Genomic DNA, 16,971 nt, shown 5'->3' with positions numbered 1-16,971 from the left:
GGCGGGGATTACTGGCACGCCACGCAGCCGACACCTTGGCACCTAGCGTCGCTATCAACGCTACAAACGGTATGCACTTACGCCGCGTGCGAAACCACCACCGACTCTTCCCCCGTCACCCGATGCACCGGAAAACCCGCCGTCTCCCACGCGTCCAACCCACCCAACAGCGGCCGTACGCGCTTGTAGCCATGATCCATCAGCGCCTTTGCCACCATCGCCGCGGAGGCCTCGTTCGGACAGGTGCAATAGATCACGAGCTCGGCTTCGACCGGCACTTCGGCAGCGATGCGCTCGACGCTGTTCACGTCCGCCAGCAAGGCGCCGGGAATGATGCGGCCGTCGATCGTTCGGGACGCGTCGGAGCGAACGTCCACCACCACCGGCGTGCGACCACCCTCGATCGCCTCGTTGAGCTCGTTTACGGTGATGCGTGCCATGCGCAGCGTCTTCAGCAGGCGATGCCGCTGCCACCACTTGGCGATGATGTACAAGGCGAGCAGGCAGCCCACCAGCATCAGTGCGACGCTGCCAGCATTGGCCAGCGCCTCGATCACGCCATCGACCTGATCGGCAAACACAAAGCCCAATGACACGGGCAAGCCGATCCAGAGCAGTGAGCCGATGCCATCGAACAAGGCAAAGGGCACCACACGCAATCCCATGGCGCCCACCAGCGGCGGCGCCACGGTCGACAAACCGGGCACGAACTTGGCGAGCAGCAGCACGCTGCCGCGCCAGCGCTGGAAGCGAAGCTCGGATTGCTTCACGCACGAATCGGGCGAAAGCGAGATGCGGCAGAGCGTGCGCATCACCCCGCCGCCGAAGTAACGGCCCGCCAGGTACCAGGCGAAATCCGCCAGCAGGCAGGCTACCAACGCCACCGCCAGCACTCCGCCCAACGGTAGCTTGTCCATCGCGGCCAGCGCACCCGCCACGATCATGGTCGGCACCGCGGGCACCGGCGCACCCGCCTGTTCGACGAGCACGTTGAGGAACACCAGCAGCAAACCGTACTGGGCAATCAGCGCGACGATTTGATGGGCCATGCGAACCTCACCATCGATGTTCCTGCAGCACGCCGTTCATTGGGTCGACACGGGCCGAAAACAATTGGCCGGTTGGCCGGGGTGCGAGCTTTCAGTACCCCACCACCTCGCCGTCCTTGCGCATTTCCGTGGCGCCCCAGTACACCCGCTGCCTGGCGTCGAACAGGATCGCCTCGTAGCCACCGAAATTGCCGGTACCCGGCTCGATCGTATAGCCGCGCCGAGCCAGTTCAGCCTTCACCGCTGGGTCGAAGCCCGACTCCATCTCAACCTTGCCGATACCGATGGACGGCTCGCCGGTCGTCTCGGCATTGCCATAGTGCCGCCAGCGCGCGGCGTCGCCGGCGTCCTGTACGTTCATGCCGAAATCGATGATGTTGGTGAGCACCTGCACATGGGCCTGGGGCTGCATGTCGCCACCCATCACGCCGAACGCGAGAAAGGGTTCGCCATCCTTCAGCACGAAGCCCGGAATGATGGTGTGGAAGGGACGCTTGCCCGCCGCATAGACGTTTGCCGCCTTGGCATCCAGCGAATACAGCTCGCCACGATCCTGGAACATGAAACCAAGGCCGTCAGCCACCAGGCCCGAGCCCATGCCGCGATAGTTGGACTGGATGATCGACACCATCATCCCGTCCTTGTCGGCGGTGGTGAAATAGGTGGTGTCGCCGTCGAACAGGCGCGGATCGCCCGGGCCGATCGACGGGTTGGCGTGATCGAGATGGATCTCCTTGCGGCGCTGGTCGGCGTAGCCTTCGGAAATCAGCCCCTTCATCGGGACCTTCACGAATTTAGGATCGGCGTAGAACTTCGCCAGATCCTCATAGGCCAGCCGCTTGGCTTCCAGCATGGCGGTAATGGCTTCAGCACTGCCGACGCCCATCTTGCGCAGATCGAAGCCCTTGAGGATCTGCAGCATCTCGAGTGCCGCGAAACCCTGCCCGTTGGGCGGCAGTTCGTAGACGTCGTATCCGTGATAGTTGACCGATTGCGGCGTCACCCATTCGCCGTGGTAATCGGCGAAATCCTCATAACGAAGGTCACCACCGATGCGCTTGAAATACGCATCCATCGTGTGCGCGAGTTCGCCCTTGTAGAACGAGTCGCGACCATCCTTCGCGATGATCGACAGCGTGCGTGCGAGATCCGGGTTGCGGAACACTTCGCCCTCGGCGGGCGTATGGCCGTCTATCAGATACGTGTGACGGGCGTTGTCGAGTTCCTCGATCAGGCCCTTCTGCTTTTCGAACGCAGCGAAGTTGCCCTTCCAGTACTTGGCGACGAGCTGGGTGATCGGGAAGCCGTCTTTCGCGTAGCCGATGGCGGGGGCGAGATCCTCGGCAATCGGCAGCTTGCCGAACTTCTCGTGCAGCGCGAACCACGCGTCGACGGTGCCCGGCACGGTCACCGGCAACGAACCCACGGCGGGGATGTGCTCCTTCACCGGCATGCCGGCCTTGGTGTAGGCAGCCTTCACCTCGGCCTTCATCTTCGCCAGGTCACGGCCTTTGGCCGACGGGCCCGAACCGTTGTAGCCATAGAGCTTGTGCGTCTTCGGGTCCCACACGATCACGAAGCAATCGCCACCGATGCCATTGAGCACCGGCTCCATCAAGCCCAGTGCCGCATTGGCGGCAATGGCCGCGTCGACCGCGCTGCCACCCTTCTTGAGGACATCCAGCGCCGCCTGGGAAGCCAGCGGCTGCTCGGTGGCCGCCATGCCGTGCTGGGCGATCACCGGGGAACGAGAGGCCCAGGTGTTGCCTGAGTAACGATCGCCCCGGCCGATGTCGGCGCTCAGCGCCTGGCCGGCAAGCAGGCTGGTCGCCGCGGCCAACAAGGTGACGGCTGGGAAACGCGAAATGCGGGATATCGCCATGCGGACGGCCTCGTCGACGTAACAGGAAGCGCGGCGCCATGCGTCATGGCCAACTGCGCCACCGCCACATCACGCTGCAAGACGTGTCGTCATACACCCTGGCCGCACCGCTGCCAAGGAACGCCGCCACATGTCGGGCAGCGCGCCGCGGGTCAGTCCGCTGAGGGGTCAGGCGCCCCGCGCCACCACGGCCGAATCGATGTCGGCGTCACCTTCGCGGATCCGGCGTGCGCCGGCCAGCACCAGCGGCAACCATAGCAGCGTCATCGCGGCGGCACAGAGAAACACGCCATCCGTGCCCAGTCGCCCCAGCGCGATGCCGCCCGCCGCACCACCCACGAAGGCGCCCAGGAACTGGCTGGTGGAATAGGCCCCCATCGCCGCGCCGCGCAGATGCGAAGGCGCCAACCGCGAGACCAGGCTCGGCAGTGCCGCCTCGAGCAGATTGAACGCAGAGAAAAACACCGCCGCCGCCACGCCCAACGCCGCCAGATGATGACCCGACAGCGCAAACCCGAGCAGACCCAGTCCGATCGCCACCACGCAGATGCCCACGATGCGCAGGCTTTGGGCCACGTCTCGCATGCGATGCAGGCTGGCGCCCATCACGAACGCGGCAATCACCATCACCGGCAGGTACAGCTCCCAGTGACGGTTCACCGGCAACTGCAGCCGGTCGGCCAGCAACAGCGGCAGACCGACGAAGCTGGCCGTCAACAGCATGTGCAGGAAGAACACCGAACCGTTCAACACCAGCATGCGACCGTCGCGCAGCATGGACAGTACGCTGCCGAATGCCGCGGCCGCCGGCGCCTTGCGGCGCTCCGGCGTGGGCACGATCAGCCACAAGAGCACCAGCGCGGCCAGCGCCAGGATCGAGGTGGCGCCGAACAGACCGGACAGCCCCTGGATCGCCTCCAGCGGCGGCCCCAGGATCAGGGCGAGCAGGAAGGCTACGCCGATGGATACGCCGATGATGCCCATCACCTTGCCGCGGTTTTCCTCGCGCGTGAGGTCGGCGGCCAGCGCCGTGCCGGCACCCGCAACGGCGCCCATGCCCTGCAGCGCACGGCCAATCACGATGCCCAGCAGGCTGTGGGAGAGCGCCGCCACCAGGCCGCCGGCGGCAAACACCAGCAGGCCCAGGGTGATCGCGGGCTTGCGGCCGATACGGTCCGACAGCAGGCCCAGCGGAATCTGCAGCAGCACCTGCCCCAGCCCGTAGACGCCCAGCGCCAGCCCGATCAGCAGCGGCGTGGCGTCCGGCATCTTCTGCGCGTACAGCGAAAACACCGGCATGATCAGGAACAGGCCGAACAGCCGCAGGCTGATCACGCAGGCCAGCGTCAGCGCGCTGCGCCGTTCGAGTGGGGAAAGTTTGCTCACCGAGGGTTCTTCTCTGGGCGGTTTCTCCCCCGATTATACGTTTGGACCCGCAAAACAAGACGCGGTCCCGTGTCGCGGCGGTTTCTTGCGATGAAGTCTCTCTATAATCACGGCACAAGACGCTGCGACTCCCTCATGACCACGACTCACGCCGACACTCGCCGTACCGCCGACTTTGCCGCCGTCAAAGGGCTCGCTGCCGGGGACATGCAGCGCGTCGACGCGCTGATACGCACTCGCCTGTCCTCGGACGTGGTGCTGATCAACCAGATCGCCGATCACATCATCGCCAGCGGTGGCAAGCGCCTGCGCCCGATGCTGCACGTGCTGGCCGCCAATGCCGCTGGCTATCAGGGTGACCAGCACATCAAGCTGGCCGCGGTGATCGAGTTCATCCACACCTCCACCCTGCTCCACGACGACGTGGTGGACGAGTCGGACCTGCGCCGTGGCCGCAAGACCGCCAATGCACTGTGGGGCAACGCTGCCAGCGTGCTGGTGGGTGACTTCCTGTATTCGCGCTCGTTCCAGCTGATGGTGGAACTGGATGACATGCGCATCATGCGTATCCTCGCCGACACCACCAACACTATCGCCGAAGGCGAGGTGCTGCAGCTGCTCAACATCGGCAATGCCGATGTGGACGAAGCCGCCTATCTCGCGGTGATCGAACGCAAGACCGCCGTGCTGTTCGCCGCCGCCACCGAACTGGGTGGCCTCCTGGGCGGGCTGCCGGAAGACCAGGTCGCGGCATTGCGCCGTTACGGCATGGAGCTGGGCTATGCCTTCCAGATCGCCGACGACCTGCTCGACTACGTGAGCGACGCCGACACGCTGGGCAAGAACATCGGCGACGACCTCGCCGAGGGCAAACCCACGCTGCCGCTGATCTACGCGCTGCAGAACGCCGACGAGGAGCAGAAGCGCTCGCTGCGCCACGCCATCGAACACGGCGGCCTGGATTCGCTGGACCGCATCATCGCCGCCATCCGCGATTCGGGTGCGCTGGAGCGCACGCACGAGCGCGCCGTGTTCCACGCCGACGCCGCCCGCGATGCGCTACGTTCGCTGCCGGATTCGCCGTGGCGCGAAGCCATGGCCACACTCGCGGATTATTCGGTGCAGCGCAGCTTCTGATCTTCCGTGCCCGGCTGGCCCGCCGGGCTTGCGACTCGAAATTCACCGGCTCCGACGCGAACGGGGGTGGGACTTTCTCGCGATGGCACCGCAGGACATACTTGGCCCGGGATCTGTTCCGCGCTCAAGGATGACACGATGTCTGAGACCGACCCGCAGTGGGCCGCGAACACGTTCCATTCGTTTCGCATCGCACTGAACAGCGATGCCCTGGCGCCGTGGCAGATGATCGCCGTGGCCGTGGTCACCATCGTCGTTGCGCTCGTCTGCGAATCACGCCATTACCAAAAGACGAAGAAACCAGTTCCCGGATTCCGTGGCGGCGTAGTCATGGGCCTGCTCGCCGCGATCAGCGCGATCGGCCCATTGGGATGGATCTCCTATCTCGCGCTATCGAACGGAGCCATGCCGTGCCTCCTCAAGCGCTGCGGCGACTCCGACTTCACGGACGTCCGCGGGCGCACTCATTTCGGCGGCGACCTGTACGTCTCGATGACTTTCGATGCCGCAGCCTTCTGGACGAGCTACGCCCTGCTCTCGGGGTTGACGGTGCTGGCGCTGGCGTTTCTATTTTCCTGCATCCGCGCCAGCGTGCACTGGCGCGAACTCGACTGAACACCAGGCGGCGAGGCTCGCCCCGCCGCCGCACGCATCACGGCGTTCCGGTAAACGCCCCATGCAGCCAGTCGCGCATCAGCCGGTAGCTGCGCTGCGCGGCGCGTTCGTCATACATGCAGCCCGGCTTGTGCTGGTCGGTCTCGGTGAAGCAGTGCACCGCGTTGCCCAGCACTACGAACTGCCAATCGGCCTTGCTGCCGCGCATCTCGTCCATGAACTTGTCGGCATCCGGCATGGTGCCCTTGTCGTCCGCGCCATTCATCACCAGCACGCGTGCCTTGATCTGCTTGGCAAGCGACGGGTCATCCGTCTGCAGGCCGCCATGGAACGACACCACGGCTGCCACGTCCGCACCGCTGCGCGCCAGATCCAGCACGGCCGACCCGCCGAAGCAGAAGCCGATCGCGCCCAGCTTGGTCAGGTCGATCGGCGCATCTTTTCCCTGCGCCTTCAGCTGTTCCAGCGCCACGTCGATGCGCTTGCGCATCAGCGCACGGTCGCCGTACAGCGGCTTCACCGCCGCCATCGCCTGATCGTCGCTGGTCGGACGCACGGTCTCGCCGTACATGTCGGTGACCAGGATGACGTAGTCCTTGCCGGCGATGCCATCAGCCTTCTTCAGGGCGCCGTCGTTGACGCCATACCAGTTCGGCACCATCACCAGGCCAGGTCGCTTGGTGGCGACGGCATCGTCATAAACGAGCACGCTGTGGAACTTGGTACCGCCCTCGGTCCATTCCACCGGCTTGTGCACCATCTTCGCCTGGGCGGCGAAGGCAAATCCGGACAGCAACAGCAAACAGCAAAGTCGGGCCATGCGCATGACTTGCACTCCTCGTTGCAGGATCGAAAAGATCAGAGGCCGGCCGCGTGTTCGGCGAGCCGGCGCTTGATGGGACTCAAACGGTCGAGCAGGCGCACGCCGAGACCACGTGCGGCCACCAGTGGTGGGAAGGTCCAGCCATAGACGCGCGCCAGCGCATCGAAGCCGAGCGCGTCGAGCGTATCGGCGCTGCGCCGGCGACGAGCGTAGCGGCGCAGCACCTGCGGAGCGGCGATATCGACGCCGTCTTCGCGTGCTTCCACCAAGGCATCACGCAGTTCGCTCACGTCACGCAGGCCCAGATTCACACCCTGCCCCGCCAGCGGATGTACCGCGTGCGCGGCATCACCCAGCAATACGAAACGTTCGGACTGGTAGCTCTTCGCCAGCTGCAAACGCAGCGGGAACGCAGCGCGCGGCGTGCTTCCCACGATGCGTCCCAGCCGGAAGTCGCTGGCCACGCCCAGTTCGTCGAGGAAGGCCTGATGGTCCAGCGCCATCACGCGCTGTGCTTCGGCTTCCGGCAGCGACCAGACGATCGAGCTGCGTCCATCGGCGAGTGGCAGCAGCGCCAGCGGCCCGGTCTCCAGGAAGCGCTGCCATGCGGTGCCTTCATGCGGACGCTCAGTGCTGACGTGCGCAACCACGCCACGCTGGGCATAGTCGCGACCCTGCGTCTCGATCCCCGCCAGCGTGCGCAGCGGCGAATTCGCGCCGTCGGCGGCTACCAGCAATCGTGCGGACAACGCATCGGTTTCCGCGCCCTCCAGCGTGAGCTGCACGCGATCTTCGAGAACGTCGAAACCGCTGACCTGCGCGGGGCACAGGCGCCGCACGCCAGCCGGCTCCAGCGCCTGCCACAGCTGCCACTGCACGAGGCTGTTCTCGACGATGTAGCCAAGCAGGTCGCGACCTTCGTTAGCCGCATCGAAATGGATCGCCGCACCGGTGGCCGCATCCCACACATGCATGTGCGCATACGGGCCGGCGCGCTGCGAGCGGATGGAAGCCCAGACGTCCAGGTCATCGAGCAGCGCGACGGACGAAGGCGCCAGGCCGACCACGCGAAGGTCCACCTCGTCCTGTACCGACCAGGGCGCCGGCGCACGGGCTTCGATCAGCGCGGTGGCAAAACCGGCGCGTGCCAAGGCCAGCGCGGTGGCGGCACCGACCATGCCGCCGCCCACCACCGCCACGTCCAGCGCAGGTCCGCGGCGACGGGCCGATTCGGTCCGGGACAACGATGCGGTGTTCATGGCAAGCGCTCCAGCACCGCACGCGGCGGCTCACTGCGAAAACCCATGCCGCTCCGTGCCATCAGGCGCTGCAGTGGTGGCACGCGATCGAATGCCAGCATCGCCATCGAACGCAGCGGACCCAGCAGCGGCTGCTGCAGGCAGGCCAGCTGCACCAGGCCATGGCTCATCGCCATGGTGCCGTCACGATCGGCCGCACGACGCGCCGCGTAGCGTTCCAACAGAGCCTCCGCCCCCGGATCATCGGCGCCTGCCACCAGTTCGGCCAGCGTCAACGCATCGCGCAAGCCGAGATTGAATCCCTGGGCACCGATCGGATGCACGGTCTGCGCGGCATTACCCACCAGCACGGCACGAGGACCGATCAGCTCCTTCGCCGCCACGCGCTGGATGGCATACGGATGGCGGCGACCGGGCCGGCTGAGCCGACCGAGACGCCAGCCGAAGCGCTGCTGAGCGAGTGCGATGAAAGCCTCGTCGTCCAGCGCCGCCACGGCTTCGGCCTCCTCGCGCGGCACGGTCAGCACCAGGCCGCAACGACGCCCCGACAGCGGCAGCAAGGCCACCGGGCCATCGTCGGCAAAACGTTCGTACGCGCGATACGCGTGATCGCGCTCCGGCGTTACCGTGCAGACGAACAACGTCTGGCCATAGTCGTGGCGCTCGGCAGCGACGCCCAGGCGGTCGCGCACGAACGACGCGGTGCCGTCCGCACCCACCAGCAGCGGCGTGTCGAGTTCAATTACGCCCTCGGCCGTGCCGATGCGTGCGCGCCAGCCACCCGGTGTCGATTCCAGCGCCTCCAGCTTGGCCGGCGCCAACCGTTTCAGGTGGCGGCACTCATCGAGCCGGCGCAGCAGGCCCGCACCGAGTTCGCGCGCCGGCAGGGTCCAGCCCATCGCGTCGACGCCATGACGGTCCGCGTCCATGCGCACGCTGCCGAACTCGCCCGCACGCGTGACGTGGATGTGACGGATCGGCGTGGCCTGCGCCGACACATGCGGCCACACGCCGATGGCGGCCAGGCCGTTCACGGTGGCACGGGCCAGCGCAAGGTTGCGCTCGTCGTAGCTTGGCTGCTCGCCGATGCGCGGCGCCGCAGCCTCGACCATCACGGCCTCGATGCCTGCGGCGTCCAGCGCGATGGCCAGGCTGGCGCCAACCAGCCCACCGCCAATGATGAGAACCGGCGGCTGCCCGGTGGCGAGCTTGGGGGAAGAGGTAGTCATGGCGCCGAATGATACGCGCAGGCAGCCCTCAGCCCCATCAGGGCCACGCCGGTTTGGGATAGACTTATCGTCTGCACTCTGCGCAACACTTGGAGCAATTCATGGCTACGACGCAAAACCAGCGGCTCGGCATTTTCCTGGCCCTCGCCCTGGTGATGGCCGCCACCCGCGTGCATCTCTCGCTGTTCCACCACGACGTGTGGGACGCCTCCTGGGCAATCTTCTTCCTGGCCGGCTTCTGGCTGCGCGGCTCGGTCCGTTGGGCCTTCCCGCTGCTGATGGTCGAAGCGGTGCTGGTGGACTACGTGGTGATCAGCAACCAGGGCATCAGCTTCTGGGATCACTACTGCGTGTCGGCGGCCTACTGGTTCCTGGTGCCTTCCTACTTCAGCCTGTGGCTGGGCGGCAGCTGGCTCGCCCGCCAGCAGCCGGGCCTGAACCTGCGTGGCCTGGGCATGGCGGCCGTCGCCGTGCTGGGCGGCTGGGTGGCCTGCTACGTCATCTCCAACGGCAGCTTCTACTGGCTGAGCAACAGCGTGCCGCAGCCGCGCAGCATGGGCGCCTGGTTCGCCAACATGGGCGACTGGTACCTGTTCTTCCTTGAAGCCACGGTGCTCTACATCGCACTTGGCCTGGTGGTGCATGCGCTCGCCACACAGCTTTCGCGCACGCTGGGTCATGCCAGCCACTCCAAGCTGCCGCACTGAGGCAGCGCGTGGGCAATCGTCTTTCGAAGATCTACACGCGTACGGGCGATGACGGCAGCACGGGGCTTGGTGACGGTTCCCGCGTCGCCAAGGATTCGCTGCGCGTGTCCGCCTATGGCACGGTCGATGAACTCAACAGCACGATCGGCATGGTGCTCGCCTCCGACAACGTCGGCGACGACGTGCGCGAGGCGCTGACGCAGGTCCAGCACGACCTGTTCGATCTGGGCGGCGAGCTGTGCATTCCCGGCATGGCGATGGTCCACGATCCGGACATCGAGCGGCTGGAGCAGGTGCTCGACGGCTTCAACGACCCGCTGCCCCCGCTGAAGGATTTCATCCTGCCCGGCGGCGGCATGGCGGCTTCGTGCTGCCACCTGGCGCGCACCGTGTGCCGCCGCGCCGAACGTGAAGTCATCGCGCTCGGCCGCGTCGAGGAGATCCGTCCGCAGGCGCAGCGTTATCTCAACCGCTTGTCCGACCTGCTGTTCGTGATCTCTCGCGTGCTGGCCCGGGCCAGCGGCCACGGCGAAGTGCTGTGGCAGCACGAGCGCCGTCGCAAGCCCACGGCCTGAACGCCACCCATGCTGCGGCTCTATACCCATCCAAGTTGCCTGCAGCATGATCCCGGCCCGGATCAACCCGAGTCTCCCGGGCGCCTGCGTGCCGTGCTGCAGGCGCTCGATCACGATCGCTTCGCCGCGCTCGACCGCATCGAAGCACCGCGCGCCACGCGCGAACAGCTCCTGCGCGTGCACACGGCGGAGCACATCGATCGCATTCTCGGCACCCTACCCGAGACCGGCACGGTACGGCTCGACGAGGACACGCTGATGTCCCCGGGCTCCGCCGAGGCTGCACTGCGTGCTGCCGGCGCGCTGGTGGCGGCGGTCGATGCCGTGCTGGGCCCGCAAGGTGGACGTGCCTTCTGTGCGGTTCGTCCGCCCGGCCATCACGCCACGCCCGACCGCGCGATGGGCTTCTGCCTGTTCAACAACGTCGCGTTGGCCGCGGCCCATGCCATCGCCGCGCATGGCCTCAAGCGGGTAGCCATCGCCGATTTCGACGTGCACCACGGCAACGGCACGCAGGACATCTTCGAGCGCGAGCCGCGCGTGTTGTTCCTGTCCAGCCACCAGATGCCGCTGTACCCGGAAACCGGACGCGAGGATGAACGTGGCGCCGGCAACATCGTCAATGGCCCCCTGTCACCCGGCGATGGTTCCTACGCCTTCCGAGAGCTGTGGGAGGGCGTGCTGCTGCCGCGCATGCACGCGTTCAAGCCGCAGCTGGTGCTGGTGTCCGCAGGCTTCGATGCCCACCGCAACGATCCGCTGGCCGACCTGCGACTGGGCAGCGAGGACTACACCTGGATCACCAGCCGCCTGGTGAATGTGGCCGACGCCCACGCCCAGGGCCGCCTGGTCTCGACCCTGGAAGGTGGCTACAACCTGCTGGCCCTGGCCACCAGCGTCGCCGCGCACGTCGGCGAACTGCTGGAGGCCTGAAGCCCTCACGCGATCGGCAGGAAATCCAGCGCCACGGAGTTGATGCAGTAACGCAGTCCGGTGGGCTTGGGACCATCGGGAAACACGTGTCCCAGATGGGAGTCACATCCGGCGCAGCGCACCTCGGTGCGGCGCATGCCATGGCTCTCGTCCTGAAGCACGCTGACGGCCGCCCGTGAAATCGGCTGGAAGTAGCTGGGCCAACCGGAGCCCGAATCGTATTTGGCCTCGGACGCGAACAACTTCGCGCGGCACGCGACGCATATGTAGGTGCCAGCGGCCTTGTGCCAGTACCACTTTCCACTGAACGGCGGCTCGGTCGCGGAGCAGCGGCATACGGCGTACTGCTCGGGCGTCAGCCGGCTGCGCCACTGGTCGTCCTTCGTGCTCGGGTTCTGCTCGCTCACGTGAATCCTCCTCTGATCCTGGTGGTGTCCAACTGCCTTCCATGGGGGCTTTCTGCTAGTTTTACGAGCCTCCCAGCCGACAGACCGCCAACGTGACGCCCAAGCCGACTTCGCGCCACCTGCCCCCGCGCCGCCTGCTGGCGGTCGCTGCCGCGCTCGCCCTGTTCGGTGGCCCGGTGGAGGCCCAGTCGACCTCGGACCAGCCCGCGCCCACGGCGCCGGCCAGCAACACGCCGCCGCCGGCCATAGCCAACTGTCCGCTGGGCGCGTTCCGCTGCCCGACGCGTCCGGTGAACTATGCCATGTGCCGCCCCAACGCCATGCTGTCGTTCTACGACCCGACACTCAGCAAGGACAGCTCGGTACGCGACACCTCCAACACCTACGTCACCGCCCAGCGCGTGGACGGTTCCAACCAGACCGTCTATCACCTGGAAGGCGAGGTGAAGGTGGACCGCGCCGACCAGCGCATGCAGGCGGACGTCGCGGACTACAACGACGACACCACCGACTACGACGCCCGCGGCAACGTGCGCTACCAGGAAGCCGGCCAGCTGATGTCGGCGGACCATATCCGCGGCAACCAGACCGCCAGTACGGCCATCGCGGACAACGTCAGCTATCAGATGCTGACCAACCGCGGCAACGGCGTCGCCCAGCAGGGCCAGATGCTGGACGACCAGCGCAGTCGTTACACGCAGGCCACCTACTCCACCTGCGACGTGGGCGATCACATCTGGGAGATCAAGGGCAAGGACATCCGGATGGACAAGGAGACCGGCGAAGGCGTCGCGCATGACGCCACCATGTCGGTCTATGGCGTGCCGTTTTTCTACCTGCCCACGTTCTCGTTCCCGATCGACGATCGACGCAAGACCGGCTTCCTGACCCCGACCATCGGCAACTCCAGCCGCTCGGGCTTCACGGTCAGCGCGCCGTACTACCTCAACCTTGCGCCGAACTATGACGCGACGCTGGATCCGCGCATCTATACCGATCGCGGCGTGATGCTGGGCGGTGAATTTCGCTACCTGGTCCCGGGCAGCCTCGGCCAATTGAACTTCGAATTCCTGCCCAATGACCGCGGCGAGTCGGACCCGGACAGCACCGAGAACACTCAGGGCGATAATCGCTGGCTGTTGAAGTACAACGACATCACGCACCTGTATGGCCCGTGGTCACTCAGCGCCTCCATCAATCGCGCCTCTGATCGCAACTACCTGCGCGACTTCGGCAACGACCTGTACACCTCGGCCATCGGCACGCTCGGCTCCAGTACCTATATCAATGGTGCTGGCCGTTGGGGCAGCGCCTACTGGAACGCCCAACTGGGTGCGGACTACTACCAGAACGTGGACCCTTCGCTGCCCGACAGCGTGGTGCAGTACAAGCGCTGGCCGCGCGGCGCCTTCAACGTGGACTACCCGATCAACCGCTGGCTGGATGTCGGCGCGAACACCGAGGCCGTCGCGTTCCGCAAGGAAGACGTGGTGGAAGGCAACCGCCTGGACCTGTACCCGTATATCGCGGCGGACTTCCGCGGCGCCGCATGGTTCGTCAAGCCCAGGGTCGCCTACCGCTATACCGCCTATGACCTGCAGGGCAACTACGAGCAATACGGTTACCAGGGCCCGCTTGTGCCGAACCAAGCCTCACCGTTCACCAGCAACTCGCCCAGCCGCTCGCTGCCGGTCGTGAGCGTGGACAGCGGCCTGGTCTTCGATCGCAGCACGTCACTGTTCGGCACCAACTACACACAGACGCTGGAACCGCGCCTGTACTACTTGTACGTGCCGTATCGCAACCAGGACAACATTCCGCTGTTCGATACCAACCTGATGTCGTTCGACACCTGGGAGCTATTCACTACGAACACGTACTCGGGCGCGGACCGTCAGATGAACGCGAACAACCTGAGTGCCGCGCTCACCTCCCGCCTGCTCGACGATAACGGCGTGGAACGGCTGTCGGCCACCTTCGGCCAGATCCGCTACTTCACCCAGCAGCAAGTGCAGCTGCCCAATGGCCAGAGCACGGTCTCGCCGGCCACCGACTGGTCCGGCTCGGACTATGTGGTCGAGCTCAATACCCAGCTCAGCGACGACTGGCGCCTGACCTCGCAGTACCAGTGGAACCCCAATACCAGCCTGACCGACCTGGGCGCCCTGACCCTGCAGAAGCGCATCAAGACCGACGGCATCATCAACTTCTCCTACCGTTATCGTCGCCAGCCGGGTACGGAAACGCCCCTGCTGGAACAATATGACGCCTCGGTGGTCTATCCCATTTCCGATCGCTGGCGCCTGCTCGGCCACTGGACCTATTCAGTGCTCGACAAGAAGACGGTGGAGGCCCTGGCGGGCGTGGAGTACGACAGCTGCTGCGTGGCACTGCGCCTGATCGGCCGGCACTACGTGAACACCTATAACTACTCGACGCAGCTGGGCTCGGCCAACACGGCAATCATGCTGGAAGTCGAGTTCAAGGGCATGGGCGGGTTCACCGGTCAGTCGGAAAGCTCCCTGCGTAATGGTATTCTTGGTTATCAATAACTTCCCTGTCGCCTCTGGCGATTGAAGGCCCCCGACTGATGAAGCAGCCTTTGGCGTTGTTCCTGCTCGCGATCGCCACCGCGACCGCCCTGCCCACCCATGCCCAGCTGTTGCCGCAAGCGGCGACAGGCAAGCAGCCGCTTGACCGTATCGTGGCGGTGGTGGACGAGGGCGTGATCCTGCAGAGCGAGCTGAACGAGGCGGTACGTTCCGTCCAGCAGCAGTACGCGCGCAACCCGGGCCAGTTGCCGCCGATGGACGTGCTGCAGCGTCAGGTGCTGGATCGCCTGATCCTGATGCGCCTGCAGGTGCAGCGCGCCGACGACCAGGGCATCCGTGTCTCGGACGCCGACGTCGATCAGGCCGTGAACGCCGTGGCGCAGCAGAACCACATGTCGTCGGACCAGTTGCGTGCGGCCGTCGAGCAGGACGGTTCCAGCTGGGCCGCCTTCCGCCATCAGCTGGGTGACCAGCTGGTAGCGCAGCGCCTGCACGACAGCGTGGTGCGCGACCAGGTCAGCATCACCGACAGCGAAATCAACAACATGCTGGCCAGCCCGACCTACAAGGCGGGCGAAGTTCACCTGGCCCACATCCAGGTCAGCCTGCCGGCCGGCGCCAGCGCCGCGGACATCAAGGCCGCCCAGGACAAGGCCACCCAGGCCGTGGACGCCATCAAGGGCGGCATGGATTTCCACGCCGCGGCCATCCGCTACTCCGACGGCCAGGATGCCCTGGACGGCGGCGACCTCGGCTGGCGCCGCCTGGACGAAATCCCGCCGGCCTTTGCCGACGCCGTGTCCAACATGAAGGCGGGCGACGTCACTCCGGCCATGCGCGGCCCCACCGGCTTTCACATCCTCAAGCTGATCGAGCAGCGCACCCCGAGCCGCCAGGTCGTGCAGGAGTTCCACGCCCGCCAGATCCTGATCAAGCCCAGCGAACTGCTGACGCCGGAACAGGCCCACCAGAAGGCGGAAGACCTGTACAACCGTATCGTCAACAAGCATGAGGACTTCGCCAAGCTGGCGAAGGAGAACTCCAAGGACGACACCACCGCCAACAACGGCGGCGACATGGGCTGGTTCGCCCAGGGCGACTGGGGTTCGAGCATCGGCCAACAGCTGGCCAACCTGAAGGACGGCCAGATCACGCAGCCCTTCCAGAGCGAAGTGGGCTGGCACATCCTGGAGCGCCTTGGCACCCGCCAGAGCGACCGTACCGATGAAATGGAGCGCAACCAGGCGCGCCAGGCCATCGGTAACCGCAAGGCCGAGCAGGTGTACGACGACTACCTGCGCGAGATGCGTTCCAGCGCTTACGTGAACATCCTGGTGCCCGAGCTGCGTGAACCGGGCAGCCAGCCGCAGGGCGGCAAGTCCTCCTGAGGCCGCATTGAACGCTGACCGCGCCCTGCCCCGGCTGGCCGTTACCGCGGGTGAGCCGGCGGGGATCGGTCCCGAACTGCTCATCCGATTGGCCGCCACTCCGCTGGCGGCCAATTTCGTTGCGGTGAGCGACCGCGCACTGCTACGCCGCGCCGCAGCGCGCTGTGGGCTGGACATCGAGCTGATCGATGACGACGGCACGGCGACGGATCGGCGCGCGGCGGGCCAGCTGCGCGTTCACCACGTGCCACTGGCCGCCACAGAGCAGCCCGGCCACCCCGACCCGCGCAATGCCAGCCATGTGCTTGCCACGCTCGCCGAGGCCGCCGATGGCTGCATGGCGGGCCGTTACGACGCCATCGTTACGGCACCGCTGCAGAAGGCGTCCATCAACGAAGCCGGCATCCCCTTCAGCGGTCACACCGAGTTCTTCGCCGAGCGTGCCCAGGCCGACGTAGTGATGATGCTTGCCAGCCCCGAGCTGCGGGTGGCGCTCGCCACCACGCATCTCCCGCTGTCCGCCGTACCCGCGGCGATCACCCGCGAGGTGCTCGGGCGCGTGCTGCGCATCGTCCACCATGAATTGCGCGCCAAGTACGGCTTCGCCGAGCCGCGTATCGGCGTGCTCGGCCTCAATCCCCACGCGGGCGAAGGCGGGCACCTGGGGCGCGAGGAACTGGACACGATCATCCCCCTGCTCGACGCCTTGCGCAGCGAGGGCATGTCGCTGGTGGGACCGCTCCCGGCTGACACCGCTTTCGTACCGGCCCAACGCGGACGCTACGACGCGGTGCTCGCCATGTACCACGACCAGGCGCTGCCGGTGCTCAAGAGCGAAGCCTTCGACCGCACGGTCAACCTCACGCTGGGGCTGCCCTTCATCCGCACCTCGGTCGATCACGGCACCGCGCTCGACCTTGCCGGGACCGGCAAGGCCGACCCGTCCAGCCTGATCGCCGCGGCGAATATGGCGCTGGACCTGATCCGTCGCCGCGCCGACATGTCGTGAAGAACGACACGATCCACTTC

At 66.1% G+C, this 16,971-nt stretch carries 15 protein-coding genes; 8 read left to right on the top strand and 7 right to left on the bottom strand.

Annotated features, from left to right (window positions below; all coding sequences use genetic code 11):
• Nucleotides 1-77 precede the first annotated feature (77 nt).
• The 3 genes from EPB08_RS03285 to EPB08_RS03275 all read right to left on the bottom strand — a co-directional run bounded on the left by EPB08_RS03285 (nucleotide 78) and on the right by EPB08_RS03275 (nucleotide 4,317).
• The gene (locus tag EPB08_RS03285; RefSeq protein ID WP_130617615.1) at nucleotides 78-1,049 is read right to left on the bottom strand and encodes a DedA family protein/thiosulfate sulfurtransferase GlpE; all 972 of its coding nucleotides are present in this window, start codon (nucleotides 1,047-1,049) and stop codon (nucleotides 78-80) included.
• Nucleotides 1,050-1,140: 91 nt separating this feature from the next.
• The gene (gene ggt / locus EPB08_RS03280) at nucleotides 1,141-2,916 is read right to left on the bottom strand and encodes a gamma-glutamyltransferase (protein ID WP_425598238.1); all 1,776 of its coding nucleotides are present in this window, start codon (nucleotides 2,914-2,916) and stop codon (nucleotides 1,141-1,143) included.
• A gap of 183 nt (nucleotides 2,917-3,099) precedes the next feature.
• Nucleotides 3,100-4,317, bottom strand: a complete 1,218-nt coding sequence (locus EPB08_RS03275; RefSeq protein WP_130617613.1) for an MFS transporter — start codon at nucleotides 4,315-4,317, stop codon at nucleotides 3,100-3,102.
• Between the two features lie 135 nt (nucleotides 4,318-4,452).
• Between EPB08_RS03275 and EPB08_RS03270 the strand changes: the two genes are divergently transcribed.
• Entirely contained in the window at nucleotides 4,453-5,454 is a 1,002-nt protein-coding gene (locus EPB08_RS03270) for a polyprenyl synthetase family protein (protein WP_130617612.1), read from the top strand.
• 138 nt (nucleotides 5,455-5,592) lie between these two features.
• Complete coding sequence (locus EPB08_RS03265) at nucleotides 5,593-6,069, top strand: hypothetical protein (RefSeq protein WP_130617611.1); 477 nt, start codon at nucleotides 5,593-5,595, stop codon at nucleotides 6,067-6,069.
• A gap of 37 nt (nucleotides 6,070-6,106) precedes the next feature.
• Here the strand turns inward: EPB08_RS03265 and EPB08_RS03260 are convergent, their stop codons facing one another.
• From EPB08_RS03260 to ubiH, 3 genes are read right to left on the bottom strand one after another with little or no spacing between them, the layout of a single operon-like run.
• The gene (locus EPB08_RS03260; RefSeq protein ID WP_130617610.1) at nucleotides 6,107-6,895 is read right to left on the bottom strand and encodes a dienelactone hydrolase family protein; all 789 of its coding nucleotides are present in this window, start codon (nucleotides 6,893-6,895) and stop codon (nucleotides 6,107-6,109) included.
• A gap of 32 nt (nucleotides 6,896-6,927) precedes the next feature.
• Nucleotides 6,928-8,151, bottom strand: a complete 1,224-nt coding sequence (locus EPB08_RS03255; RefSeq protein ID WP_130617609.1) for a UbiH/UbiF/VisC/COQ6 family ubiquinone biosynthesis hydroxylase — start codon at nucleotides 8,149-8,151, stop codon at nucleotides 6,928-6,930.
• Nucleotides 8,148-9,380, bottom strand: coding sequence for a 2-octaprenyl-6-methoxyphenyl hydroxylase (ubiH, locus tag EPB08_RS03250; protein WP_130617608.1), 1,233 nt, complete (start codon nucleotides 9,378-9,380; stop codon nucleotides 8,148-8,150). The genes EPB08_RS03255 and ubiH overlap by 4 nt, the downstream gene beginning before the upstream one ends.
• A gap of 101 nt (nucleotides 9,381-9,481) precedes the next feature.
• On the opposite strand from ubiH, the gene EPB08_RS03245 reads away from it, so the two are divergent.
• The 3 genes from EPB08_RS03245 to EPB08_RS03235 are packed head-to-tail and all read left to right on the top strand — an operon-like array spanning nucleotide 9,482 to nucleotide 11,595.
• Nucleotides 9,482-10,087 carry a hypothetical protein gene (locus tag EPB08_RS03245; RefSeq protein ID WP_130617607.1) on the top strand — a complete coding sequence of 202 codons (606 nt, stop codon included), beginning with the start codon at nucleotides 9,482-9,484 and terminating at the stop codon, nucleotides 10,085-10,087.
• 8 nt (nucleotides 10,088-10,095) lie between these two features.
• On the top strand, nucleotides 10,096-10,662 hold the full coding sequence (locus EPB08_RS03240) for a cob(I)yrinic acid a,c-diamide adenosyltransferase (RefSeq protein WP_130617606.1): 567 nt from the start codon (nucleotides 10,096-10,098) through the stop codon (nucleotides 10,660-10,662).
• Between the two features lie 12 nt (nucleotides 10,663-10,674).
• Nucleotides 10,675-11,595, top strand: a complete 921-nt coding sequence (locus tag EPB08_RS03235) for a histone deacetylase family protein (RefSeq protein ID WP_205746278.1) — start codon at nucleotides 10,675-10,677, stop codon at nucleotides 11,593-11,595.
• 5 nt (nucleotides 11,596-11,600) lie between these two features.
• Here the strand turns inward: EPB08_RS03235 and msrB are convergent, their stop codons facing one another.
• On the bottom strand, nucleotides 11,601-12,002 hold the full coding sequence (gene msrB / locus EPB08_RS03230) for a peptide-methionine (R)-S-oxide reductase MsrB (RefSeq protein WP_130617604.1): 402 nt from the start codon (nucleotides 12,000-12,002) through the stop codon (nucleotides 11,601-11,603).
• Between the two features lie 92 nt (nucleotides 12,003-12,094).
• On the opposite strand from msrB, the gene EPB08_RS03225 reads away from it, so the two are divergent.
• From EPB08_RS03225 to pdxA, 3 genes are read left to right on the top strand one after another with little or no spacing between them, the layout of a single operon-like run.
• A complete protein-coding gene (locus EPB08_RS03225) occupies nucleotides 12,095-14,554 on the top strand; it encodes an LPS-assembly protein LptD (protein ID WP_130617603.1) in 2,460 nt (819 codons plus the stop codon).
• A 38-nt stretch (nucleotides 14,555-14,592) separates the two neighbouring features.
• Nucleotides 14,593-15,942: a peptidylprolyl isomerase gene (locus tag EPB08_RS03220; protein WP_130617602.1), complete on the top strand. Its 1,350-nt coding sequence runs from the start codon at nucleotides 14,593-14,595 to the stop codon at nucleotides 15,940-15,942.
• 7 nt (nucleotides 15,943-15,949) lie between these two features.
• Nucleotides 15,950-16,951, top strand: coding sequence for a 4-hydroxythreonine-4-phosphate dehydrogenase PdxA (pdxA, locus tag EPB08_RS03215; protein WP_165418383.1), 1,002 nt, complete (start codon nucleotides 15,950-15,952; stop codon nucleotides 16,949-16,951).
• Nucleotides 16,952-16,971: the final 20 nt, after the last annotated feature.

Origin of the sequence: Dyella amyloliquefaciens (assembly GCF_004296575.1) — a bacterium.
In the GTDB taxonomy this organism is placed as follows: Bacteria; Pseudomonadota; Gammaproteobacteria; order Xanthomonadales; family Rhodanobacteraceae; genus Dyella; species Dyella amyloliquefaciens.
The sequence above is the reverse complement of the archived record's forward strand: the minus strand, read 5'-3'. Positions and strand labels throughout refer to the sequence as shown.